Raw genomic sequence first — 24,616 nt, forward strand, 5'->3', positions numbered from 1 at the left:
GCATATGAACCGATCAGTAGTGCGTTTTGGAAAGTTTTTAGGGCTGGTCACATTCGTTCTGATAAGCACGGTAACATTGGCGCAATCATCATTAAAGATTGCAAAACTTAAATACGGCGGCGGTGGCGACTGGTATGCCAATAAAACGTCTCTTCCGAATCTGATCAAATTCTGCAATACGGAGCTAAAAATGAACATTAATCCCACAGAAGACGTGGTGGAAGTGGGTAGCGCGGACATTTTCACTTATCCGTTTGTGCATATGACGGGCCACGGCAATGTTGTTTTCAACGATGCTGAGGCTCAAAACCTTCGCAATTATCTGCTCTCGGGCGGATTTCTGCACATCGATGACAACTATGGCCTCGATCGGTTTGTGAGACGGGAAATGAAAAAGGTTTTTCCTGAGCTTTCATTTGTCGAACTGCCTTTTGACCACCAGGTTTACCGGATCAAATATCTGTTTCCGGAAGGGCTGCCGAAAGTTCATGAGCACGATGGCAAGCAGCCGCAAGGTTACGGCCTTATCTGGCAAGGACGCTTGGTTTGCTATTACAGTTACGAAACAGATCTGGGCAATGGCTGGGAAGACCAGAGTGTTTACAATGATCCTGAGGAAATGCGAAGAAAGGCGCTGCAAATGGGCGCTAACCTGCTTAGTTATGCTTTCATGATTCTCTAAATACGGGCGCAGGTAATATAAAATAATTCTAAATTAGTTTTCTGAATTTCGGTTTTGTAAGCGCTTAGCCTTACTTTTGTACAAAGTTTAAAATAATATCATTTCATCTCGTTCCATGTATATAGTCCTTATCGTTTTTGTTGTACATTGGTATTTATCCCTTTTTTGTCAAACCTTTTTCCTACACCGTTACTCTGCGCATAAAATGTTCATTATGAGCAAGCCATGGGAGCGGTTCTTCTATTTACTGACTTATCTTTCCCAGGGGTCTTCCTATTTAAGTCCGAGAGCTTACGCGATTCTTCACCGCATGCACCATGCTTTCAGTGACACAGAAAAAGATCCGCACTCGCCGCACCATACGAAAAACGTGTTTACGATGATGTGGGAAACGAAGAATATTTATAATGCAGTATTAAGCCGCAAGCGTGCAATTGAATCCCAATTCGAAAGGAATTATCCGGAATGGCGCTTTATTGAGAAGTTAGGAGATTCGTGGCTGTCACGTTCTGGCTGGGCGTTGTTGTATACCGCATTTTACATTTTGGCTTACATTTACCTGGATATGCACTGGGCGTTTTTCTTCCTATTGCCGATCCACTTCCTGATGGGCCCTATCCACGGCGCAATCGTAAACTGGAGTGGTCATAAATACGGTTACCAGAACTTCGATAACGAGGACAAATCAAAGAATTCTCTAATCTTCGATTTCTTGATGATGGGCGAGCTGTTCCAGAATAATCATCATAAAAGACCTAATTCGATTAACTTCGGATCAAGATGGTATGAAGTTGATCCGACGTATCCGGTGATCAAGATGCTGAATAAGTTGAAGATTATTGAGATACGAAAGAAGAACTAGGTAAGTATCTTGCTACTTTCACTTCGGCTCCGCTCACTGTGACAGATGTTTGTCACAGTGAGCGGAGTTTTTTTTCTGTCACATTGAGCGGAGTTTTTTTCCTGTCACACTGAGCGGATTTTTTTTCCTGTCACACTGAGCGGAGTCGAAGTGAAATTCCTAACGCTTGCTCCGCAGGTAGACCGAACAGACCGGGCGGCCGGAGGGCCACAAAAAAACTTTGGCAGGTGTGAGATACACCTGCCAAGTTTGCTTATTAACACCACAAAAAATGAAATCCTTTTGAACTGCCGTTTTATCGGCATGTCTTATTGAGACAATACAAATAAATCATATAATACTTAAAAGGGCGTTAATAAAAAGTTAGAATTTGCTTAGAGCTTCGAAAATGTTACAACGAATGTCGTGCCCTTCGGTTGATTAGAGTAAATGTTGACATTGCCCGAATGCAGCTTCACAATCCGCTCCACCAGTGACAACCCGATTCCATATCCTTTAATGTTTGCCGTGTTGTCACTTCGGTAAAACGGTTGGAAAACCAGACTCTGATCTTCTTTCGGAATTCCCTTCCCATTATCTGAAAAGCTTAACGTCAACCTCCTGGCAGACGTTTTAAGATTCACATTTACTGTATTGTTCTCCGAAAACTTGCACGCATTGTCCATCAGGTTCAGGAATGCGGTTTTCAATAATGTCGAGTTTCCGGTCAGTTCAAGCCAGGTGTCGTCTTCAGGCAACTCGTCGAAATTGAGCTGAATGTTGTAGGAGGGGTTTGCTTGTGCGAGGCCCAGTCGGCAATCCAGTAAAAGATCGTCAACGCGAATGATTTCTGTGAGCAGATCTTTTTGATCCTCGCTCACTTTCGCAAGTTCTAACAATGTATTCGATAGCTGCGCCAGCTCCTGAATGTCTTCCAAAACGGATTGAATAGTAAGCTGGTAATCAGCTGTATTTCGTTCTTTTAGCATGCTGACTTCCAGCTGCGAACGAATCTTGGTCAAAGGATTTTTTAGCTCGTGCGAAACATTGGCCACAAATATCTTTTGCATTTGAAATGCAGTTTCAATCCGGTCGAGCAGATTGTTGAATGTTGTCGTTAAGCGGCCAATTTCGTCTTTCTGGTTTGGAACGTCCAGTCTGGTGTCGAGTTTTTGAGGTAAAATCCTTTCGACCGCATTCATCACCTTGGAAATTGGCCTTAATGCACGTTTCGAGAAAATCCAGCCAACGAGTGCCACGATAATGGTCACGATAAAGAACAAAACCGTGAGCAGGGTGCTTAAATTGGATAAATTGGCCTGTCCGTACAAATCTTTTGCCCCTAACAAAACCACGGCCCGATTGAACGGATATTTATAATACAACCCTACAACTTTATAATCGCCATCCGTATAGCGGATCTGTCCGGCCTTCCGGATCTCGTCCAGCCAGAAGTTGGATACGTGAATGGATTTGGACTGAGGGCTGGTTGGGTTGCTGTAAATGAGGCGGTTCTTTTCGTCGAAAATGAATGTATTTTCGTCGTAGATCAAATCGCGGTTGGTTTCATCCAGCGCTTTCAGAACCTCGGTATTTACTTGCGGGACTTTCAGCAAAAGTTCAGCTTGCGACTTGGCTTTGGACCTTAACCGATCGTAAAAGTCCTCATTAACATTGTAATAGGAAAAAAAATAGATAGCCAGAAAAGTGATCAGAAGGATTCCGCTCACCAGCAGGGAAAACTGAACTGTAAGTCTGGTGCGGATCTGCATAATTTACTCTACTTTAAGCACATAGCCCATACCAAACTGGGTGTGGATCAGCTTGACGGGATAATCCTTATCGATTTTTTTACGAAGATAATTTACATAAACTTCAATGACATTGGTGCCAGTATCAAAGCCAATATCCCAAACCTGCTCCGCAATCTCCACTTTGGAAATAACCCGGCCCTGGTTACGGATCAGGTAAACGAGGAGGTTAAATTCCCTTGCCGTGAGATTGATCTTATTTCCTGACCTATGAACCGTTTTCGCGTCCAACGATATTTCCAAATCGGCAAATTTCAGAAGCTGCGCGGTATGAGAAACGGTTGTACCACGCTTCGTTAATGCCCTCACACGGGCAAGAAGTTCTTTAAATTCGAACGGTTTGACCAGGTAATCGTCCGCGCCGGCATCCAGACCCGTGACTTTATCATCTGTCGTGCCCAACGCAGTTAACATTAAAATAGGCGTTTCATCACCCCACGTCCTGATCTCCCGGCAAAGCTCGATACCGTTGATCCCGGGAATGATAATGTCACTGATAATCAGTTGATAGGTGTTGTTTTTTGCCAGCTGCCTGCCGATCAGTCCGTCATAGGCAATGTCCACTTCATATCCGTTTTCTTCCAGCCCTTGCTTAATGGATTGCAGCGTTTTCGGTTCGTCTTCAATAAGTAGTAGCTTCATGCGATGGGTAGGAATAATTCAGAAACATCCTTCCAATTGGAAACACGCTTATATGAGGTTTCTTTAACATTATGCGGCGCTGTAAACAGGATGCCCGTGCCTTTGAACGCATTCAGGTTTCGCACGTGATCGTCAATCAGGTAATCGGACTGGATAATGCTTTTATAACCGCAAAACACAACATTCGTCCACGGAATGAACGGGAAATGCTTTTTTAGCCAGGCAAATTTATCATTGAACGACGTCGGAAATTCCATGCATGCGGTGGCCACAAATATTTCGTAAAACTTGGACAGCTTGTAGACTGTTTCAACTGCCCCGTTCATCACTTCAATATCGGCAAAAAAGCCAGGCGTATCAATGATCTTATGCAGCTTTGCAAGTTGCTTGGGGTGTAAAATATCTCTGAAAGCGCTTTTTCTCAGCTGTTCTTCATTATATACCGTTGAAAAATCATTGTGAACAATGTTGGCGAGTTTCTTGTGGGTGTTCGCCATCACATCATCCATGTCCAAGGTGAGTCTGAGCATTACATTATAGTTCTGTGCGTATCGAAATTTTCAAGATAATCGTGCACGCGTTTCAGGAAAAGTCCGCCCAGCGAGCCGTCCACAACGCGGTGGTCATACGAATGTGAGATGAACATCAGGCTGCGAATGCCGAGCAAATCGCCTTGCGGCGTTTCAATCACGGCCGGTTTCTTTTTTATTGCACCAAAAGCCATGATCGCAACCTGCGGCTGAACGATAATCGGCGTGCCCATCAGATTGGCGAATGCGCCAATATTGGAAATCGTGTAAGTCCCGCCAGCGAGATCGTCGGCCTTCAACTTGTTCTCCCGCGCTCTCTTGGCGAGATCATTTACTTTTCTTGCCAATCCAGGCAGATCATACTGGTCTGCGCGATGGATAACCGGGACAATGAGGTTTCCATCCGGCAGAGCTACGGCCATGCCAATGTTAATTTCCTTCTTTTTAATGATCCGGTCGCCATCCACTGAAATATTGATCATCGGATAATCTTTGATCGCCTTTACGACAGCTTCAATCAAAATAGGGGTAAAGGTGATGCTGTCGCCCGTTTTCTTTCTATACTCAGCCTTTGTATGCTCCCGCCATTGAACCACCGGCGTCATATCGGTCTCAATAAAGGAAGTAACATGCGCCGAAATTCGCTTCGACTCAACCATCCGCTGCGAGATCATCTTCCGCATCCGGTCCATTTCAATGATCTCGTTGCTGCCGTTCAGTGAAGTTGCAATTGGCATTGCCGTTGCAGCAGGCTTTTTGCGGTTATCCAGAAAGGAAATAATATCGTTTTTGGTGACCCGGTTTTCCATGCCCGTTCCCGGAATGGTGGCCAGCTCCGTTTCCGTGATGTGCTCTTCACGCGCAATGCTCAGAACCAGGGGGGAATAGAATGCATTGTTTTCCGGGCTATTTTTGGCATATTCCAGCGTAGGCTGTGCCTTTCTGGTAAGCACTTCCTCATATTCCTTTTCCAATACAGCCGCCGTTGCTTCCACCTCTGATGCGGCGCTAAAGGGCTCATGGACAGGTTGATCCACTGGCTGCTGATCGCTTTCATCCACATCATTCTCCACTTCAATCTTTGCAACCGGGCTTCCTATGGGCACAACGTCGTTTTCAGCAACAAGCCATTCCGTAAGCACGCCGGAAAAAGGGCAGGGGACTTCCGTATCCACTTTGTCCGTGGCAACCTCCAATATCGAATCATCCACCGAAACCTTATCACCTGCTTTTGCAAGTAAATGAAGGACAGTGCATTCCATAATACTTTCGCCCATTGGAGGCATTACCATTTCAACTATTTTCATAACTGGTATCTTTCATTCGCGGCAGCTTATTTTGTTGCCGAATGTATATTAATGTTCTTCTCAGCCTTTGACGGCAAGATTGGTTTTCAAAATGGTTTTGCGCAACAAATTCAGTGCATAAGAAGCGGTAAGCTCAATGTTGATCTTCCGGTTGTTGCGCAAGGTAAGTAATTGGGTGAATGTTTCCTCCGGTGTCGCGCAGGCAATCCAGACGGTTCCAACCGGCTTCTCGGCCGTGCCTCCATCCGGTCCGGCAATGCCCGTTGTGGAAATCGCGAATGTGGTGTTTAGCACTTTGCGGGCGCCCTCGGCCATTTCTCGCGCTGTCTGCTCACTTACCGCCCCGAATGCTTCCAATGTCTGAGGTGAAACGCCGAGCACATTCATTTTGACCTCATTGCTGTAACTCACCACCGAACCCAGAAAATATTGCGAAGCGCCCGGCACACTCGTGATTTGGTTGGCAACAAAACCGCCCGTGCAGCTTTCCGCCGTTCCTACTGTCGCGTTGTGCTGAACAAGTAACGATCCGATCACTGTTTCCAGTTCATCCGTATCAAATCCGAAAACCCATTCTTCAATATACGGCATCAGTAACGCAACCTGCTCCGCCAGGTCGGCATCCAGCTGGGCCTGGTCTGTTCCGGTGCCCGTCAGGCGCAGCTTAACCTGCCCGAAGTGAGGCAGATATGCCAGTTTTATATGTTCAGGAAGGGCGTCCTCCCAAGGTGCGATCGTTTCGGCCAGAAAAGATTCTCCTATGCCGATCGTCCGCACCGATTTATGTTGAATAATGTTTGAAACAAATCTTGATTTCAGTCTGGGGAGGATCTCAAACTCCATCAGGCTCTTCATCTCGTATGGCACGCCGGGCAGCGAAACGTAAATTACATCGTCTTTTTCAAACCACATTCCCGGCGCGGTTCCCCAGAGATTTGGAACGTAGGTACAATTTTTGGGAAGTGCAGCCTGCTGGATGTTCAGCTCAGTCATGGCGCGTCCGCGTTTTGCGAAAAACGCCGTGATCAGTTCCAGTGCCTCCTGGTTGATTTCAAGTTCAGTCCCAAAATATTCGCAAAATGTATGCTTGGTAATGTCATCGCGGGTAGGGCCGAGGCCTCCCGTCACAATAATAACGTTCACCCGCTGGCTGGCTGCCGAAAAGGCATCCAGTATGTCGGCTTTGTTATCTCCAACCGAAGTCTTTCTAACCGGCCGAATGCCTATATCAGTCAGTTGAGAGCCAATCCATTGCGTATTCGTATCCGTAATTTGTCCAAAAAGGATTTCATCACCGATCGTTAAAATTTCAGCCCGGATTATGGGAGCCATAGTTTGAAATTGGTTGATTAAGACCGTTATTTTCCCAAAAATAAGTAAAATTAATCGTTATTGAGTACGTTTAGAGCGTAGTCAGAATTTAACAAACACAATCGTAATGAATCACAAAATCTTAGCAATATTAATATTTTCACTCCTGGCAGCGACTAATTCGCAGGCCCAGTTCAACTTAGGAAAAGTGCTGGATAAGGTGAGCGGGAAATCGGATGGACTTGGTGAAAATGAAATCGTATCGGGTTTGAAAGAGGCCTTGAATGTCGGGATTAGTAATGGTTCTGCGGAAGCTTCCAAAGTGGATGGTTTTTTCAAAAATGAGCTGATCAAAATTGCCGTTCCTCCGGAAGCGCAGAAAGTGGCAGAGACATTAAGGAAGATGGGACTGGGAGATCAGGTGGATAAATTCACATTATCACTCAATCGCGCAGCAGAAGATGCCGCAAAGAAATCAAAACCTATTTTTGTAAAGGCCATTACGTCCATGACCGTTCCTGATGCACTGGGCATATTAAAAGGCCAGGACGATGCGGCAACGCAATATTTGAAGAAGACGACGAATGAAGATTTGTATAAAACCTTCTTTCCTGTTGTAGACTCTACGCTCAATCTGAACAAGGCGACGGACTATTACAAGGAAATCGTTGACACTTATAACAAAATTCCCTTGGTGAAGAAAGTGAATCCGGATTTGAAAGGTTATGCTACGCAAAAGACTATCGACGGGTTATACATTTTGATCGCACAGGAAGAGAAGAAAATCCGCGAAGACCCGAAGGCACGTGTTACTGATCTTTTGAAAAAGGTGTTCAAGCAGGCAGCAAAGTAATCTTTCAGAACTATAAATTTCCTCAATTGGTTACTTTTGTCTAAATATTAACACCTCATATGAAAAAATCGGAAATACATTTTAGTGTTGAACTCGACGACAAGAACATACCGGAAAAGATTTTTTGGAATGCGACAGACAACCCCAACGAAGGCATCAATGACACCCGCGCCATCGCCATCGCCGTTTGGGATCATTACCACAGAGGCACATTAAAAATCGACCTTTGGACCAAGGATATGGAAGTTTTCGAAATGAAACGCTTCTACATCGAACTCATGAGCGGCATCGCGGATACGTTGCTGACTGCGACAAATGACAATGTAATGGCAGATGCGATTGAAGGGGTTTGTGAGACATTGAGCAAGAAACTCGATGAGGAGATGAAGGCTGCTAAGTAGGGCGTTTGCGGTCGTGTCTTCGACCGCCCGGTTCGCTCGGGTTTGGTGGTCGTGTCTTCGGCCGCCCGGCGGCCCGGTCCGCTCAGACTGACAGGGCGTTGTGGTTCGCTCAGGCTTGGTGGTTGTGTCTTCGGCTCCGCTCAGACTGACAGGGCGTTGTGCATGTGTCTTCGGTCGTCCGATTCGCTAGACTTACAAAGTGGCTTCGCAGTTCGCAATTGCCCTGTCACCCTGAGCGGAGCCGAAGGGCAAGCACAACGGCACCTGCGAGCGGAGCCCAAAGGCAACCACCCCTGTCACCCTGAGCGGACCGGGCCGCCCGGCGGCCGAAGGGCGCTCACTCACCATTTAACGTGGCCTGATCCTTCTTCGGCAAACTCTTAACTATCAAATCATAAGAGTCCTTCACCCAGCCAAACAACGTCTCACTAGGAATGTTACCGGTGACGTAGACCGTGTTCCAGTGCTTCTTATTCATATGATATCCGGGCTTTACGTCCGGATATTTTTCTCTTAGCTCTTCTGCTTTTTCGGGATCGCATTTGGCGTTGAACTGGTGGGACGCTGAGTCTATGGGGGTAAGGAGGAATACTTTGCCTTTTACCTTGAATACGAGTGTATCCGGGCCGAAGGGCAGTTCCTCTGTTACGCCTGGGAGTTGCAGGCAAAAGTCTCTCAGCGATTCCAGGTTCATCTTGTTAATGCTCTAACGATCATAATGATAACGCAAATTAAAAACATGACGATGGAGATGCGGTTAATGCCATGCATCATGCGGAGGTTAAAGGAATCGGGGGCATTGGGATCCCTTTTTTTGAAGACGCGAAAGAAGTAACCAAACACGTCGCCTAATTGAAAGTATCTTTTCATAAATTTTGCTGTTTCTATCTTTATCAACCCTGCTAAACCAATATTTCACGCTCGTCCGGCTCGATCCAGCGACCGTCTTCCCGAATTAACCCGATCAATTCTTCTACTGCTTTCGCCGCAGTTACTGATCTTTTGATAACTTCCTGACCACGATACAAAGCAATTTTATCTTTTCCCATACCCACGTATCCGTAATCCGCATCGGCCATTTCACCTGGTCCGTTTACAATGCAGCCCATAATGCCGATTTTCACGCCTTTCAAATGTTCGGTGTGCTTGCGGATCATGGCTGTTGTTTCCTGTAAGTCAAACAGCGTTCGTCCGCAGGATGGGCAGGAAATGTATTCTGTTTTCGACATCCGGGTTCTGGCGGCTTGCAAAATGCCGAATGCTATGCTGTTGAATGAGGCGGCTACTTTCAGCTTATCTGTGTGATTGATGTGCATTGGGAAAGACGGCTGTAACAACACGCCATCGCCAAAACCATCAACGAGGAAACCACCAACGTCCGTAGCTGAATATAATGTAAGCTCATCGCCCGAATCGGTTGCGTACTCGCGCTGGACGACTACCGGGATTTTAATTCCCTTTTCAACCAGCTTATAAAAGAACCGGCGCAGTTCCGGCATTGCATGTGCGTTGCCGGTGTGTATCAGCAGGACAATGTTGGTCGCCTCTCTGATATTTTCCAGCAGCGCATCATTCAGTGAATGTATGGTGCCTTTGATAAAATTCAACTGCGTTGAAACGAGTGTCTTATCGGTTTCAAGCCAATGTTCTGCGTCGAAAAGCGGAAATTTGTTTGCAGCATTTTCATGTTGTTGCCATTGCTCAAAATCCAGGATCTCACGCAAGCCGTTTGGTAGCATGAACGGAATAGGGTTTTTTCCGGAATATATAAAATCAGCTCCCTGATCGTTCATTGCCCATTTATCCGGCACTGGCAAAAAGAAATGTCCGATGCTTTTCAGGTTTTCGAGCTGGGTAACTTCGATATTGGAATAATCCGCAATCACACGCGGCACATTCAAATGACCGAAATTATAAACCTCTCTTGTATCCCTTCTTGTGTATTGAAATGGATTGATAGGGCAAGATTCAACCGGCTCTATGAAATCGTGAGGTGTTCTGTTAGCATAGCGCTGGATTAATGCACGAGCCACAGGCGCTTCTTTTTCAGGCGCTTCGGTTAATGAAACACGGACCGTATCTCCCAAGCCATCTTCCAGTAATGTGCCAATTCCAACAGCCGACTTAATCCGGCCATCTTCTGCTTCGCCTGCTTCTGTTACGCCAAGGTGCAACGGATAAGGCTTTAAGCCTTCTTCGTCCAAACGCTGCACAAGCAACCGATATGCTTCCACCATCACTTGCGTGTTGCTGGATTTCATGGAAAGCGCAATGTTGAAATAATTGAATTCTTCACAGATCCGTAGAAATTCCAACGCCGATTCCACCATACCCAGTGGTGTGTCGCCATAACGGCTCAGTATCCGGTCTGAAAGTGAGCCGTGATTTGTGCCAATGCGCATCGCTGTGCCATATTCCTTGCATATGCGCACCAGCGGGATGAATTTTTCACGGATCCGTTCCAATTCAGCGGCATAGGAAGCATCGGTGTAGTCAATGACTTCAAAACGCTTGCGATCGGCGTAATTTCCAGGATTGATCCTTACTTTTTCTACAATCCTTGCTGCCAGTTCGGCTGCATTGGGTGTGAAATGTATGTCGGCAATGAGCGGAACATTGATACCAAGCTTGCGCAGGCCGTTCCGGATGTTTTCAAGATTTTGCGCTTCCTTCACACTGGGCGCCGTAATACGCACATATTCGCAGCCCGAATCCACCATTCTGATCACCTCATCAATAGATCCTTGCGTATCCATTGTATCCACCGTCGTCATTGACTGAACGCGAATGGGATAGTCGGAACCCATAGGCAGGTCGCCGATATTAATGGTGATCGTTTCGCGTCTTTTATATGCTGTCAGAGAAGGACAGTAAAGATTTGTCGTTTTTTCAGAAGCTGTAACTACTGCCATGGAGTTGTTATGATATTGGCAAAGGTCTTAAAACAAAAACACAATTGGAATTACAATCGTGCATTTTAATGCCTCAGTTTTCGATCCGCGTTCCTGAATCAACTGTGATGATGTAACTTTTTCCGCCTTGTTTTTCGATGGCTTCGGCCACCTCCTCGGCTTGCGTGGGCGCATATACAAACATGCAGCCACCACCGCCCGAGCCATTGATCTTGCCGCCTAATGCACCCGCCGATAAAGCTGCATTCATCATGCGTTCTATCTTGGGCGTTGATGTCCTTTTATGGTCGCGCAGGTTTTTGTAATGTTTATATAAAAGTCCGCCAAAATGTTTGTCAAACTCCTCATTAACAGGACTATTAATGCTTTGTGTTAACAGCACTTTACCTTCCAGAAGTATGTCGCGGTCTTCGAGATTGGCTTTTAAAAGGCTCAGCTCATCGTCGGTCAGCTTTGATTGGTATTCAGCAGCTTTTTCAAAAGGCGTGCTAAAAATGGAAAATTCAGGGTCGTAGTTCGTGACTTTTTTGATCACATCTTCCATTCCATAACGGCAGCGCGCGAGGATGCCTAATGTGTCTTTTGCCTCCATAGAATCACCCAAAACGAATGTTCCCAAAGTCGGTGTTAGCGCTTCAACATGAATGATTGGCGTTGATTCCAGGTAAATCACATTGCCGATGGCCGTAGAATAATGGTCCATCATGCCGCCGGGTTCGCCAAATTCTAGCACTTCGGCTGCATTGGCAATTTCTCCCAATTCTTTTTGAGAAAAACCAACCGGCTTATCGCTCATTTTATCCAGAAAATGCGCCCAGGAAACGATCAATGCCGATGAGCTCGACGTTCCGGAATTGATCGGAATGTTGCCGTGTATGACACATTCAAAACCTTTTGAAAAAGTTAAACCCTTTCGTTTTAAAACATTAATGGTGCTGCGGAAATAGTCCCGCTGCACCACGTATGGAAATGTATCGTTTAGAGAAAACTCCTCTTTCAGCCCAAGATCGGGCAAATGCAGGATGATTTTGTCATCATCCCGATAGCGCCCGTCGATGCTGATCCGGCGGGAAATGGCCGCTGCAATGACAGGCAATCCAAGATAATCCTGATGTTCACCAAATAAACATATACGGCCCGGAGTCGAAATCTTCATGAACTACCAGCTTTTCTTTTTATGGCCTACGAGACCGAAATAAAGGATAAAAATATACAACGGAACCATGATCCAGTAAGCCTGCTGTGTGCTTTTGATTGAATCGGCAATGCCGCCGTAAACCAATGGCATCACCGCACCTCCGGAAATCCCCATTACCAGTAATGCAGACGCTATTTTGGTAAACTTACCCAGTCCGCTCAATGCCAAAGGCCATAGTGCAGGCCATATCACCGCATTGGCAAAACCTAAAATTGCAATGCAAAGCACTGATGCAAAGCCGGTTGTAAAGATTGCAGCAATGGTTACTACCATTCCGAGAACGGCCGAAAACATCAGATATGCCTGCTGAGATACATATTTAGGAATCAAAACAATGCCCAAAACATAGCCAAACATCATCCCACCCAATGTATATGTTCCAAAAAGCCTCGCTTCCTCTTCTGCGAAACCGAGCGAAACACCGTAATTAATGATCGTATCCCCCGCAATTACTTCAACACCTACATAACAAAACAATGCGATCACGCCCAACACAAGGTTAGGAAACTGGAAAACGCTCGTTTTTTCTACAACCGGTGCTGATCCAACCGGCGCTTCCTCTTCCTCACTTACTTCCACCAAGCCTTTGGACATGCGGATCAAAATCGCCAAACCGACCAGAATCGCGGTCAAAACGAGATAAGGAACAACCACTTTGTCAAGCTCTTCCTGTGGGTCTGTTGAACTTGCACCGGATAAGAGCAATTTACCGATGATCACCTGGCTCAGGATCCCTGCCGATTTGTTTGCAATTCCCATGATACTGATCCGCTGAGCAGCACTTTCGCGTGGTCCCAGGATCGTTGCATAAGGATTGGAAGATGTTTGCAAAACCGTCAGACCGATCCCGATCGTGAAAAGTCCCACCAAGAATACCGGATAGGAAGCCATTTCAGCGGCTGGAATGAAGATCAGCGTTCCCGCCGCCATCACAAGCAGGGCCAGCGACATTCCGTTTTTGAAACCCGTCTTTTTTACAACATAAGAACAGGGGATCGCCATGATCGTGTAGGAAATGAAAAAGGCGAATGTTACCAGGTAGGAACTGGTGTTATCAAGGGAAAATGCTTTTTTGAAAAAGGTAATTAATGTGCCGTTTACCCAGGTGATGAAACCCATCACAAAGAATATAACGCCAATCATAAAGAGAGGGCCAAGGTAGCTTTTTTTGTTGTCCATTTAGGTTTAAATTAATTGGTAAGGGTTATGCAGTTTAAAAATGAAAAATAGCTGTTAATACTCGTCATTCAGTCCGAAAATGCGCTTGTTGGTTTTCCATTTGCCCCGGGTGAAATCCGGAATTTCAATGGGCGCGCTTCCTTTTGCAATGGACATTTCTGATAATGGGCTGATGGCGCTCCATGTGGCCGCATCGTACACGTCAATGGGCGGTGCGGTTTTTCTTTTAATAGATTCAATAAAGCCTCTTAATACGAAATAATCGATGCCGCCGTGGCCTGCGCTTTCTGCATCTTTCGCATATTTTGCCCATAACGGATGGTCGTTCTTGTCGAGATAGGCCTTGTCAGGTTCGGCGGTGTGTTCCTTTGGCGAAACACCTTCTATATATATGCTGTGTCCGTCGTTCATCCAGATGCCGTTGGTCCCCTGCGCACGGAAAGCGAGCGAGTAGGGGCGTGGCGAGTTGGTGTCATGAACGAGCACGATGTTTTCGCCGTTGTGGCATTGGATTACGGTCGTAACAATGTCGCCGAGCTTGAAATTGACTTTGGCATTAGGATGATCTTTACCGCCATGATCAACGATATATTTGTGTAAACCTCTCGATTTGGTGGCCGTGGAAGTCAGGTAAGAGAATTTGTTGCCGCGGTTAATGTCCATCCAGTGCGCCACCGGGCCCAGGCCGTGCGTTGGATAAATGTCGCCGTTGCGGTCAACGGAATGTTGGGTGCGCCATTTGGCTTCTGAAAATCCTTTTTCACCAAATTCAACGCCTACACCGCCATTGCTTTTGCCATCATTCAGCTTAACAGACCGCAGATCGTGCTGGTAACCGCAATGCGCATAGGTCATTTCGCCAAACATTCCCTTGCGGACCATGTTCAATATCGCCATGACATCCCGGCGGTAACACACGTTTTCGAGGATCATGCAGTGCGAGCCGGTTTTTTCAAATGTGTCCACCAGGTTCCACGACTCCTGTAAAGTGACCGTAGCAGAAACTTCAACCGCTGCATATTTTCCAGCTTTCATGGCAGACAGCGTCATAGGAACGTGCCATTGCCACGGCGTTGCGATCAGGATCCCATCCAGGTCATCGCGCTTAACCATATTCAGAAAGTCCTCGTCACCTTTACCATAAACCGCCGGCGCTTTTCTTCCCGATTTCTTGATTTGTGCCAGGGAAGCGTTGATGGCAGCCGGATCAATGTCGCAGATTGCATTCACTTCCACATCCTGACGAAAAAGTGCCTGTTCAAGGTGACTGCGGCCGCGAAGACCTACACCGATAAACCCCAGCCGCACTTTGTCAGCCGCTTTCGCTTCGTTGGAATACAATGACGGCATTATCCCGATGGCGGGTCCGGCCATTGAGGCTTGTTGAATAAAGTCGCGTCTATTCATGACGTTGTCCATTTAAAGGTTCAGGATGGGGTTGGCCTGCCATCGGCACAATGGTTTCCAAGATCGCAATTTACATTCAATAACCGTATTTTTTAATTTTTTTTATTAATTCAGATGAAATGGAAATTCCTGCAAGTGGTGATGATTATTTTAAAAAATGAACAAATTGGAATTGCAAAGCGTTAACCCAACACAAGTGACCTCAGAAAGAGCATTACGTCCAGGCTCGAAGGCTTTAAGTGTGTTGGACACATACTTTGTAACGACATTTAAAGCGAATTTTATTTTATGTAAATCATCATATGGCTCAAAAGGTGGCGGTGTTCCGGAAGGAACATTTCAATGCGGCTCATCGTCTTCATAATCCGGAATGGTCGGCTGAAAAGAATGAGAGCGTGTTTGGTAAATGCAATAATCCCAATTTTCACGGGCACAATTATGAGCTGATCGTTCAGGTGACGGGGGAAGTTGATCCTGAAACCGGTTATGTGCTGGATATGAAAGTACTCAGTTCTGTTTTAAAGGAATTTGTGCTTGATCGTTTTGACCATAAAAACCTTAATCTTGACGTCGAAGAATTCAAATCACTCAACCCTTCCGCGGAAAATATCGCGATCGTTATTTATACCATATTAAGATCAAAAATTGACTCAGGCCTTGACCTGAAAGTTAGATTATATGAAACAGAACGGAACTTTGTCGAATATCCCGTCGACTGAAATGGTTGAGGTTGAGGAAGTTGGAAACGATCATGTATTTTCTTCGATCGACACACCTTTGCGTAAAGATGCCTTTGCAATGGAGGACGACATGAAGATGGAGCTGATTGAAAAGCATTTCCGTCACATTATGGAAATCATGGGCCTGGACCTGACCGATGACAGCCTGAAAGGCACACCGAAACGGGTTGCTAAAATGTTTATCACAGAGGTTTTCAGCGGCCTTGATCCGAAGAATAAGCCGGCGGTCACTTTGTTCGAAAACAAATATAAGTATGACCAGATGCTGGTCGAAAAAGATATATCGGTGTTCTCCAACTGCGAACACCATTTCGTCCCCATTTACGGAAAAGCGCACGTTGCGTACATTTCAAGCGGTAAAGTGATCGGACTTTCCAAACTGAACCGCATTGTAGAATACTTTGCAAAACGTCCGCAAGTTCAGGAACGCCTCACCGTGCAGATTGCTACTGAGCTGAAATTAGCGTTGGAAACGGAAGATGTGGCAGTTGTAATCGATGCGCAGCACATGTGCGTTCAATCCCGGGGAATAAGAGATTCAGGAAGCTCCACTGTCACCGCGTTTTATGGCGGGAAGTTTCAGGAGGAGAGTACTAAGAAGGAGTTTTTGAGTTATTTGGGGATGTGATCTGCATAGGTTCTGGGAGGGGCTTGAAGTTCACCCGGTGACCTGATCAATATGGTCAACCTAAGCCAACTGTCACCCTGAGCGGAGCCGAAGGGACATGCAGCATGCCAGCAAGCATCCTACACGTCCCTTCGGCTCCGCTCAGGGTGACAGGGTTGGTCCATTCACGATGACAAAGTCAGTCGACTCAAAACCTCCTACTAAACCGTTGGTCCAACTCTCTCAAGCAACGCCTTAGTCGCTTTAATCCCATCATACTCAGAAAGCTTGCTTCCTTCATATTCGATCCCAGCGATTCCTTTGAAGCCTGCGTCTTTAACGATTTTCAGGATTTTTGTGTAATCCGTTTCAATGCAGTTTCCTTTTTCGTCGAAGTCATATGTTTTTGCGCTTACGCCTTTTGCGTAGGGCATCAACTCTTTCGTTCCCTGATATCTGTCGTATGATTCTGCGCAGCCGCCGTCTTTTCTGGTGATGCAGAAGTTACCGAAGTCCGGCAATGTTCCTACATTTTTTAGGTTAACCTGCTTCATTACGCCTGACAACCATTGTCCGTTGGATGATGACCCTCCGTGGTTTTCGACGATTACGTTAATGCCTGTTTTCGCAGCGAACTCACCTAGCTTACCAAGCCCGTCTACGGCGGATTTTGCTATTTCTTCAAAGCTTCCTTTTCCGAATGCATTAACGCGGATGGTTTTGCAACCTAGATATTTCGCGGCTTCCACCCAGCGATAATGGTTTTCAACGGCCTTGTTACGAACCGCAGCGTCCAATTCTCCCAGGCCGCCTTCGCCGTCGATCATGATGAGGTGAGCTGTTACGCCGTTGTCTTTTTGTCTTTGGATCAAATCATTCAGATATGTTTTGTCTTCCGCTTTGTCTTTGAAGAACTGGTTTACATATTCCACGATGGAAATGCCAAACTCTTTCTTCGCCAATGCCGGGAAATCGAGGTTAGTCAGTTCTTTTTTGAAAAGTGCTTTGTGCAAAGACCATTCTGCGAGTGAAATATCAAACCATAGTTTTTTGGCAGGATCTGCCATTAGTAAGTCGGAAAAAGCGGTTGCTGCGAAGGCCGTAGCACCGGCTTTTTTAAGGAAATCGCGACGAGAAACGTACATTTTGGTTAGAATTTAGATTTATATTTATTATGGAATGTGAATTCTTGCTTCATTATACAGCTTCTCATTTTTCACCAGACTCGCTGCGTCCCAGTCAATGTCCTTGATAAATGCATGCGCGCGAACGGGACAGTTTTCGACGCGGCAAAAGTAACAGCATTGATATAAGCACGGGTCTGCATGAACGAAAATCTCGGTTTCACCCGTATGGCTGTCTTTCAGTATGTTTTCAAAATTATGAATTGTTTCATGCACTTTCTGCAGTTCCCAATAATATGGTAATGTCAAATGGCAATCAATGTGCAGGTCAGAGCCGTATTGCTGCACGCGCAGGTTGTGCACGTCGATCCATTCTGTTTTTTTGTTATCCTTTAATGTCTGCACTACTTTTTCCAGCAACGCGTCATCCACAGCGTCCATAAGCCCGGCTACGGATTTACTAACAAGCAGGAAGCCGTTATAAGCAAGAAATAAACCAAACAGGAGGGAAGCAGCGCTATCAATCCAGACGTAGCCCGTGAGCATAATGAGTCCGACGCTCACGATCAGGACCAGACTGCTGATGCTGTCCGTCATCAAATGGCGTCCATCGGCGGTAAGTGCCAGCGAATTCATTTTCCTGCCTTCGGTTAACAGCTTATAACCGATAGCAGTGTTGACAATGATGGTAAAAAGTATAAACCCGGAACCCTGAAGCAGGTTTTGAATAGGAGCGGGATCCAGGATCCTGTTCACCGCTTCGATGATGATAAAAAGCGAAGCGATCATGATCAATGCACCTTCAAAACCGGCGGAGAAAAACTCTATTTTGCCGTGCCCGTATGGATGGTTCCTGTCTTTCGGCTGCGCCGAAAGATAAATGCTGTAAAACGCAAATCCGCTTGCTATAACATTAATGATCGATTCCAGCGCGTCGCTCAGGATGGCGTTGGAGGAGGTAAGATAATAAGCGAAGAATTTCAAACCCGTCAGGATGATGCTGGCTATAAAAGACAGCAGTATGAGACGTTGTTTAAGCTTATTTTGGTTTATTTGCATTTGCGATTTGAAATTCAGAGGCCAAAAATACTAAGAAAATGCGGGTTATAACCACAGAAAATAATTGGAAAACACTTTCAACCGAAACTGTCTACGAAAATGCGTGGCTCGAACTGAGCCATCGCGATGTGATCAACCCGTCGGGAAATAAGGGCATTTATGGGCTGGTAAAATTTAAGAATCAAGCCATTGGCGTTATTCCACTGGATGCCGAGGGCAACATTTATCTGGTAGGCCAATATCGCTATGCAATCGATGAATATTCCTGGGAAATTCCGGAAGGCGGCGGCGCTTTAAATGCAGATCCGCTGGACGCGGCCAAGCGGGAGCTGAAAGAAGAAACCGGTTTGCTGGCTGAAAAATGGACCAAGCTTGCCCGCATTCATACTTCCAATTCCGCCACCAATGAAGAAGGTTTCCTGTTCATCGCCGAAGAACTGACGCAACAGGAAGCAGAACCTGAGGACACCGAAGATCTGCAAGTGCGGAAAGTGTCTTTGCAGGAAGCGATCGATATGTGCATGCGTTCCGAAATTACTGATTCGCTGTCTGTATGCGCCATTTTAATGACCGCCAGACTGAGGGGAATCTGATATGCTCGAATCGCTTTTCTATGGAACGCTTACTGGAATAGGATTATGCCTCACGTTTGGGACCGTGTTTTTCTCATTGGTCCAAAACAGTGTTGATAATGGTTATAAAACCGGCGTGAAGATCGCACTGGGCGTTTTCGTTTGCGACATTATTTTTGTTTTCTTCGCTATTTACGGAACTGCGTTACTGCCCGATATTCCCGATTTCAAGAAGTGGATGGCTGGCGCGGGCGTATTTTTCCTGATCACGCTCGGGCTGACAAATTTGATTAAAGGTCAGCCAAAAATTGCCTATCCGACAACCCGGTTCGGCAATTTGCTTTACTATTTTACGACTGGTTTTTTCTTGAACGGGCTGAATCCGGTGAATTTCATCAGCTGGGTCACCATTGCTTCCTATATCCGCACCAATCTGCATTATAATTATCACCAGGTGCTTGTTTTTTTTGCGGCGAGTGTAGTTGCTGTATTCCTCGTGGAATGTGGCATTGCGATCTTTGCACACAAGTTGAAACGCGTTTTTACGCCAAAAGTGGTCACGATATTTAACAAAGTGACAGGCGTCGTTTTTATCCTGATCGCCTGCCAGATTGCTTATGTCAATTTCCTGAGTTAATGCGAGGGAGGTTCCGTTATGTAGCCGTTCTTTTGCAAAAATCCCTTCCAATCGTCCATCAGGAAATTCTTGAAAACACGCGGAAACTTATGCTGGCCGCCCATTTTGCCTTTGGAATTCATCCAGTCGTAAAAAGCTTTGTTCGGCAGCACAGTAACAAACACTTCCTTCAATGCATGACGCCTTTCCACGGCATAGTCATCATTAAGATCTGCTAATTTGGCGTCCAGTCTGGTTTTGAGCTCTTCTGCATTCACATCCGTTTCTTCTACGCCGATATACCAATGGTGCGCAAACATAGAACCGTATTCAATGCCGCAAACTGTGAATTCTTTAACCGTTAACCCCATCTCATCCGAAACCAGATCGACGGCCTTGTTCATATTGTCGACCGAAAGGTGTTCCCCGCAAAGACTTAGATAATGCTTCGTGCGTCCTGTAATAACAATTTCACCTTTCGCTTTGTCCACAAATTTCACTGTGTCACCGATCAGGTAACGCCATGATCCTGCGCATGTCGAGAGCAGCAATGCATATTCTTTGCCTTCTTCAACCTGATCGATCATTAATGTCTCAGGATCAGACATTAAGGTGCCTTCTGAGTCAAAGTTTTTTTCGTTGAAAGGAATAAACTCGAAGAAAATCCCATTGTCACAAACCAGCTCCATGCCTTGTGCGCCCGGGCGGGTTTGGTAGGCGATAAATCCTTCGGAGGCAAGATACGTGTTAATGTAGATCAATGGCCTTGCCAGCAGCTTTTCGAAACCCTTTCTGTAAGGCTCAAACGAGACACCACCATGCGCGAAAACCTGCAAATTGGGCCATATATCGTGAATGGTCTTGACATTATAATGCGCAATGATCTTTTCCATCAAAAGCTGGATCCACGCGGGAACGCCTACAATGAACCCAATGTCCCATTCGTGCGCCTGCTTTGTAATTTCTTCCAATTTCAAACCCCAATCTTTTTGCGCCGCGATTTTTTCCCCGGGTTTATAGTAAGGTCTGAACCAATAGGGAATCTGCTTGGCCGTGATGCCGCTCAAATCGCCTTCAAAATGTTTGTCCTGATTATTCAGATTTGTACTGCCGCCGAGCATCAGGAAGCCTTTTTCATACAGATCATTGGGAAGATCCTTGTAATGTCCGAGCGAAAGGATCTGGCGGATGCTGGTCTTCTGGATCGCGCGCGACATGGCCTTTGTGACCGGAATGTGCTTCGTAGCGGCCTCGGAAGTTCCTGAACTTAATGCATAATATTTGATCTGCCCAGGCCAGCAAATGTCTTTTTCTCCTTCAAGCGAACGGTGCCACCATTCGTTGAAGATCTTGTTGTAATCGTAAACCGGAACTGTTTTCTTGTATAAGTCGTAATAAGCGCCTTTTTCACTGAACAATATAGATGAAAGCAGCTCGTCAAAATTGTATTTTTCTCCAAACTCTGTGTAGCGCGCCTTGGCCAGCAATTTCGCCAGCGTCTTTTTTTGCTGAATGTGAAGACTTGCTTTTCTGCGGTTAGCAACAATGTTGCTGATATGAATTCCTTTTTTTAATAAACTCCCTACTAATGCCATAGCTGAATTTTAAAATTATAAATCCCAGGTCGAAAGCTGTTTTACTGCCTCATACGCTGTCAGATCATATTGGCACGGCACAACAGAAATGTAGTTGTTATCCAGCGCCCAGACATCGGTATCCTCCTTTTCGGTGTCAAAATTCACGAATTCTCCTGCCATCCACAGGTAACCTCTTCCGTTCGGGTCTACGCGATAATCAAATTTTTCCTGCCATTTTGCGTGCGCCTGTCTGCAAACTTTTACACCTTTTAAAGGCAGGTCTGTTTTCTCAGGAATGTTAACGTTCAGTGCAATGCCGTTCGGTATGCCGTTTTTGAGCGCCTCCTCAGTAATGGATTTGATAAATGGAATAGCATGATCAAAATCCGCATCCTCCCGGTAATCCGTTAATGAAAATCCAATCGCCGGAATGCCTTCTATTGCAGCTTCGATGGCTGCGGACATGGTCCCGGAATAAAGCACGCTGATCGAACTGTTGCTTCCGTGGTTGATCCCACTAACGACCAGGTCGGGTTTGCGATCCTGCAGAACGTAATTTTTAGCCAGTTTTACGCAGTCGGCAGGTGTTCCGGAACATTCATATTCAACAACGCCTTCAAAAATATGGGTGGAATAAAGTCTTAGCGGTTCGCCAATCGTGATAGCATGGCCCATCCCGGATTGCGGGCTGTTTGGCGCAACAACGATCACTTCTCCAATGGTTTGCATCACCTCCACCAATGTCCGGATTCCTTTGGACGTTATGCCGTCGTCATTTGTAACTAAAATAAGGGGTCTCATATAATTCTACTTATCGCCGGTCACATTAAGGGGTTGAAAAGTCCTGACTGGCGAATGAAGTAATGCGGTTTTTAGGTTGAAAAAAGATTTATTTGTAACTGCTATGAGCCAAAATTAAGCATTATGCCATCATTCTCAATAAAGCCTGCAACCACAGCCGACATCCCGACCATTATCGCAATCCAGGAACAGACCTGGGAAGCAACTTATAGTGAAATACTTACGAGAGAACAGATTGACTTTATGTTCGAAAAAATATATTCCCCCGAGTCTCTCGAGCGTCAGTTTACCGTTGAGCAGCATTCCTTCCTGATCTTGTTAAACGACGGCAAGCCGGAAGGTTTTGCATCCGCTTCCGAAGAAGGACGGGAAAAGTTTAAGTTACATAAAATATATGTACTTCCTTCCACGCAGGGAACGGGTGCCGGAAAATATCTCCTGGCTGCGGTTGAAAATTATGTAAAGTCGGCTGGTGGGAAAAAATTAGGTTTAAATGTCAACCGGTACAATAAGGCAAAGGGATTTTATGAAAAAATGGGCTTTGCGGTGACAGGCCAGGAGGATATTCCCATTGGTCCTTACTGGATGAACGATTATGTTTTGGAAAAAGAACTGAACTGACTTATTGAGCCGGTTCAGTTCTGTGGGCCAGTTTCATTTTTTTTATGTTCTTCTTCTGACTTTTAAGGCCTTGCAGCGGGTGGTAATGGTTGCTGTTGCTCACATAATATCCCGTTCCGTCATACGTGCGTTTGTCTGGGTGCGCCTTACATTCAGGTGAGCATGCACCCTCCATTTCTTCACCGCATTTGTGACAAACCGGCACGTGCGTGTTACATTCTGCATTGGCGCAGTTGATCATGCGGTCGCAAGGTTCGTCGCAGATGTAGCAGCGGGAGATAACAGTTGGGTTGACTTTGTTAACCTCAACGGCAATGCGGTTGTCAAAAACATAGCATTTACCATCAAAATTTTCCCCGCCTTCTTCCAGCCCGTAACGGATAATGCCGCCATGTAACTGATATACGTCCTGAAAACCCTGTTCGAGCAGGTAAGCACTTGCTTTCTCGCATTTAATGCCGCCCGTGCAATAGGTTACGATCTTCTTATCTTTCAAATGTTCGATCTCGTGAATGTGATCGGGCAGCTCGCGGAGGTTATGCATATCAAAGGTGATCGCACCCTTGAATTTGCCCAATTCATGCTCATAATCCGAGCGCATATCCACAAGCACCACATTCGGATCATTAAGGATTTCCTTAAATTCAGACGGCTCCAAATGCTTACCCGTGCGGACCAGCGGATCAACACCCAGATCGGAATTGACAATTTCGTCTTTCACGCGAACATGCAATTTTTGAAAAGCCACTCTATCATGCTCTTCCACCTTAAACTGCACATCCTTAAACCGGCTGTCGGAACGCACGTAATTCATATATGCCTCACAGTCTTCCGGTGTGCCTGAAACGGTTCCGTTCAAACCTTCCGGCGCAATGATGATCCTGCCCAGAAGATTGTGCTGCACGCAGAACAAATGATGCTCATCGCGATAGGTTTCCGTGTCTTCGATGGGCGCATAGAAATAATATAAAATTACCTTGAAAGGCTTCATTGTTGCATTAGTTGATGTATTCCAAAGAGGAAAGGGTTATGTCCACGCAGCGCTTTCCCCCAAATCAGCTGCAAATATACGAAGAAACGCACTTTAACGAAAATGCGCGAATTGGACTTTTGCACGAAGCAAACTATTGAAATGATTTCTATATTTTTACCGAAACCAACGCATTCCCAGGCATTATTCCGTTCACATTATGCACATTGCAATCATCGGCAACATCGGCGCAGGCAAGACGACATTAACCCAGATGCTGGGCGAATATTTCAAATGGGACGTGATGTACGAAGCCGTAGAAGGCAATCCCTATCTCGCTGATTTTTACCAGGATATGGATCGCTGGGCATTTAACCTGCAAATTTTTTTCCTCAATAACCGCTTCGCACAGGTCCAGAAAATACGGGAAACCACTTACTCGACCATTATCCAGGACAGGACCATTTACGAGGATGCATTTATTTTTGCAAGAAATCTGCATGAGTCCGGCGTGATGACCGAGCGGGATTACCAGACTTATCTTTTGCTTTTTGAATCCATTATCCGGACTGTTTCGCAACCGGATCTGTTGATTTACCTCAAAGCAGACATTCCCAAGCTGGTTTCGCAGATCAAAAAGCGGGGCAGGGACTTCGAAGCCGACATTTCAACCGATTACCTGACAGCACTTAACCATTATTATGATGATTTTGTCAAAAATTACGATCATGGCAAAATCATCGAAATTGATGTGAACCAAATGGACTTTGCTTCGAATCCGGACGATTTCAACTACATCGTTTCCAGGTTAAACAAAGAGTTGTTCTACATCTGAAAATCATGTCATTAATTAAT

At 45.7% G+C, this 24,616-nt stretch carries 26 protein-coding genes; 10 read left to right on the top strand and 16 right to left on the bottom strand.

The window, feature by feature from the left end; genetic code table 11:
• Nucleotides 1-4 precede the first annotated feature (4 nt).
• Both NFI80_RS05335 and NFI80_RS05340 read left to right on the top strand, forming a co-directional pair.
• A complete protein-coding gene (locus NFI80_RS05335) occupies nucleotides 5-682 on the top strand; it encodes a DUF4159 domain-containing protein (RefSeq protein ID WP_235164636.1) in 678 nt (225 codons plus the stop codon).
• A gap of 115 nt (nucleotides 683-797) precedes the next feature.
• The gene (locus tag NFI80_RS05340; protein ID WP_233798118.1) at nucleotides 798-1,544 is read left to right on the top strand and encodes an acyl-CoA desaturase; all 747 of its coding nucleotides are present in this window, start codon (nucleotides 798-800) and stop codon (nucleotides 1,542-1,544) included.
• Between the two features lie 374 nt (nucleotides 1,545-1,918).
• Here the strand turns inward: NFI80_RS05340 and NFI80_RS05345 are convergent, their stop codons facing one another.
• From NFI80_RS05345 to NFI80_RS05365, 5 genes are read right to left on the bottom strand one after another with little or no spacing between them, the layout of a single operon-like run.
• A complete protein-coding gene (locus NFI80_RS05345) occupies nucleotides 1,919-3,295 on the bottom strand; it encodes a sensor histidine kinase (RefSeq protein WP_235164635.1) in 1,377 nt (458 codons plus the stop codon).
• 3 nt (nucleotides 3,296-3,298) lie between these two features.
• Nucleotides 3,299-3,976, bottom strand: a complete 678-nt coding sequence (locus tag NFI80_RS05350) for a response regulator transcription factor (RefSeq protein ID WP_026632938.1) — start codon at nucleotides 3,974-3,976, stop codon at nucleotides 3,299-3,301.
• Nucleotides 3,973-4,506 carry a 5' nucleotidase, NT5C type gene (locus tag NFI80_RS05355; RefSeq protein WP_026632939.1) on the bottom strand — a complete coding sequence of 178 codons (534 nt, stop codon included), beginning with the start codon at nucleotides 4,504-4,506 and terminating at the stop codon, nucleotides 3,973-3,975. The genes NFI80_RS05350 and NFI80_RS05355 overlap by 4 nt, the downstream gene beginning before the upstream one ends.
• A complete protein-coding gene (locus NFI80_RS05360) occupies nucleotides 4,506-5,813 on the bottom strand; it encodes a dihydrolipoamide acetyltransferase family protein (RefSeq protein ID WP_235164634.1) in 1,308 nt (435 codons plus the stop codon). Before NFI80_RS05360 ends, NFI80_RS05355 begins: the two co-directional genes overlap by 1 nt.
• 60 nt (nucleotides 5,814-5,873) lie before the next feature.
• Nucleotides 5,874-7,145: a competence/damage-inducible protein A gene (locus tag NFI80_RS05365; protein ID WP_235164633.1), complete on the bottom strand. Its 1,272-nt coding sequence runs from the start codon at nucleotides 7,143-7,145 to the stop codon at nucleotides 5,874-5,876.
• 106 nt (nucleotides 7,146-7,251) lie between these two features.
• Here NFI80_RS05365 and NFI80_RS05370 point away from each other — a divergent pair, with 106 nt between their 5' ends.
• A complete protein-coding gene (locus NFI80_RS05370; protein ID WP_233798123.1) occupies nucleotides 7,252-7,977 on the top strand; it encodes a DUF4197 domain-containing protein in 726 nt (241 codons plus the stop codon).
• A gap of 59 nt (nucleotides 7,978-8,036) precedes the next feature.
• A complete protein-coding gene (gene gldC / locus NFI80_RS05375) occupies nucleotides 8,037-8,378 on the top strand; it encodes a gliding motility protein GldC (protein WP_026632943.1) in 342 nt (113 codons plus the stop codon).
• A gap of 337 nt (nucleotides 8,379-8,715) precedes the next feature.
• Here gldC and NFI80_RS05380 read toward each other — a convergent pair whose 3' ends face one another.
• From NFI80_RS05380 to NFI80_RS05405, 6 genes are all read right to left on the bottom strand, one after another.
• Nucleotides 8,716-9,072, bottom strand: coding sequence for an MmcQ/YjbR family DNA-binding protein (locus NFI80_RS05380; protein ID WP_235164632.1), 357 nt, complete (start codon nucleotides 9,070-9,072; stop codon nucleotides 8,716-8,718).
• Entirely contained in the window at nucleotides 9,069-9,248 is a 180-nt protein-coding gene (locus NFI80_RS05385) for a DUF6728 family protein (RefSeq protein ID WP_084439924.1), read from the bottom strand. Before NFI80_RS05385 ends, NFI80_RS05380 begins: the two co-directional genes overlap by 4 nt.
• Before the next feature lie 32 nt (nucleotides 9,249-9,280).
• On the bottom strand, nucleotides 9,281-11,290 hold the full coding sequence (gene ispG, locus NFI80_RS05390) for a (E)-4-hydroxy-3-methylbut-2-enyl-diphosphate synthase (protein WP_235164631.1): 2,010 nt from the start codon (nucleotides 11,288-11,290) through the stop codon (nucleotides 9,281-9,283).
• 73 nt (nucleotides 11,291-11,363) lie between these two features.
• Nucleotides 11,364-12,446 carry a GHMP family kinase ATP-binding protein gene (locus tag NFI80_RS05395; protein WP_235164630.1) on the bottom strand — a complete coding sequence of 361 codons (1,083 nt, stop codon included), beginning with the start codon at nucleotides 12,444-12,446 and terminating at the stop codon, nucleotides 11,364-11,366.
• Nucleotides 12,447-12,449: 3 nt separating this feature from the next.
• The gene (locus tag NFI80_RS05400) at nucleotides 12,450-13,667 is read right to left on the bottom strand and encodes a sugar MFS transporter (RefSeq protein ID WP_233798127.1); all 1,218 of its coding nucleotides are present in this window, start codon (nucleotides 13,665-13,667) and stop codon (nucleotides 12,450-12,452) included.
• 54 nt (nucleotides 13,668-13,721) lie between these two features.
• Nucleotides 13,722-15,017: a Gfo/Idh/MocA family protein gene (locus NFI80_RS05405; protein WP_374759677.1), complete on the bottom strand. Its 1,296-nt coding sequence runs from the start codon at nucleotides 15,015-15,017 to the stop codon at nucleotides 13,722-13,724.
• 359 nt (nucleotides 15,018-15,376) lie between these two features.
• Between NFI80_RS05405 and NFI80_RS05410 the strand changes: the two genes are divergently transcribed.
• Both NFI80_RS05410 and folE read left to right on the top strand, forming a co-directional pair.
• Complete coding sequence (locus NFI80_RS05410) at nucleotides 15,377-15,793, top strand: 6-pyruvoyl trahydropterin synthase family protein (protein WP_233798129.1); 417 nt, start codon at nucleotides 15,377-15,379, stop codon at nucleotides 15,791-15,793.
• Nucleotides 15,753-16,442 (top strand): GTP cyclohydrolase I FolE, encoded by a 690-nt coding sequence (folE, locus tag NFI80_RS05415; RefSeq protein WP_026632950.1) that lies wholly within the window; start codon nucleotides 15,753-15,755, stop codon nucleotides 16,440-16,442. Before NFI80_RS05410 ends, folE begins: the two co-directional genes overlap by 41 nt.
• Before the next feature lie 200 nt (nucleotides 16,443-16,642).
• Here the strand turns inward: folE and NFI80_RS05420 are convergent, their stop codons facing one another.
• Both NFI80_RS05420 and NFI80_RS05425 read right to left on the bottom strand, forming a co-directional pair.
• Entirely contained in the window at nucleotides 16,643-17,566 is a 924-nt protein-coding gene (locus NFI80_RS05420; protein ID WP_026632951.1) for a sugar phosphate isomerase/epimerase family protein, read from the bottom strand.
• Between the two features lie 27 nt (nucleotides 17,567-17,593).
• On the bottom strand, nucleotides 17,594-18,604 hold the full coding sequence (locus NFI80_RS05425) for a cation diffusion facilitator family transporter (RefSeq protein ID WP_235164628.1): 1,011 nt from the start codon (nucleotides 18,602-18,604) through the stop codon (nucleotides 17,594-17,596).
• A 38-nt stretch (nucleotides 18,605-18,642) separates the two neighbouring features.
• Between NFI80_RS05425 and NFI80_RS05430 the strand changes: the two genes are divergently transcribed.
• Nucleotides 18,643-19,197 (top strand): NUDIX domain-containing protein, encoded by a 555-nt coding sequence (locus NFI80_RS05430; RefSeq protein ID WP_235164627.1) that lies wholly within the window; start codon nucleotides 18,643-18,645, stop codon nucleotides 19,195-19,197.
• A 1-nt stretch (nucleotide 19,198) separates the two neighbouring features.
• Complete coding sequence (locus tag NFI80_RS05435; RefSeq protein WP_235164626.1) at nucleotides 19,199-19,813, top strand: LysE family translocator; 615 nt, start codon at nucleotides 19,199-19,201, stop codon at nucleotides 19,811-19,813.
• Here NFI80_RS05435 and NFI80_RS05440 read toward each other — a convergent pair.
• On the bottom strand, nucleotides 19,810-21,387 hold the full coding sequence (locus NFI80_RS05440; protein WP_235164625.1) for a GH3 family acyl-acid amido synthetase: 1,578 nt from the start codon (nucleotides 21,385-21,387) through the stop codon (nucleotides 19,810-19,812). The two genes, NFI80_RS05435 and NFI80_RS05440, sit on opposite strands and share 4 nt — an antisense overlap.
• Nucleotides 21,388-21,402: 15 nt before the next feature.
• Nucleotides 21,403-22,170 (bottom strand): 5'/3'-nucleotidase SurE, encoded by a 768-nt coding sequence (surE, locus tag NFI80_RS05445; RefSeq protein WP_233798134.1) that lies wholly within the window; start codon nucleotides 22,168-22,170, stop codon nucleotides 21,403-21,405.
• A 123-nt stretch (nucleotides 22,171-22,293) separates the two neighbouring features.
• Here surE and NFI80_RS05450 point away from each other — a divergent pair, with 123 nt between their 5' ends.
• The gene (locus tag NFI80_RS05450; RefSeq protein ID WP_235164624.1) at nucleotides 22,294-22,791 is read left to right on the top strand and encodes a GNAT family N-acetyltransferase; all 498 of its coding nucleotides are present in this window, start codon (nucleotides 22,294-22,296) and stop codon (nucleotides 22,789-22,791) included.
• A 1-nt stretch (nucleotide 22,792) separates the two neighbouring features.
• Here the strand turns inward: NFI80_RS05450 and trhO are convergent, their stop codons facing one another.
• On the bottom strand, nucleotides 22,793-23,782 hold the full coding sequence (trhO, locus tag NFI80_RS05455; protein ID WP_235164623.1) for an oxygen-dependent tRNA uridine(34) hydroxylase TrhO: 990 nt from the start codon (nucleotides 23,780-23,782) through the stop codon (nucleotides 22,793-22,795).
• 199 nt (nucleotides 23,783-23,981) lie between these two features.
• Here trhO and NFI80_RS05460 point away from each other — a divergent pair, with 199 nt between their 5' ends.
• Entirely contained in the window at nucleotides 23,982-24,596 is a 615-nt protein-coding gene (locus NFI80_RS05460; RefSeq protein WP_235164622.1) for a deoxynucleoside kinase, read from the top strand.
• The last annotated feature ends 20 nt before the right edge of the window (nucleotides 24,597-24,616 follow it).

It is taken from the genome of Dyadobacter chenhuakuii, from assembly GCF_023821985.2.
GTDB lineage: Bacteria > Bacteroidota > Bacteroidia > Cytophagales > Spirosomataceae > Dyadobacter > Dyadobacter chenhuakuii.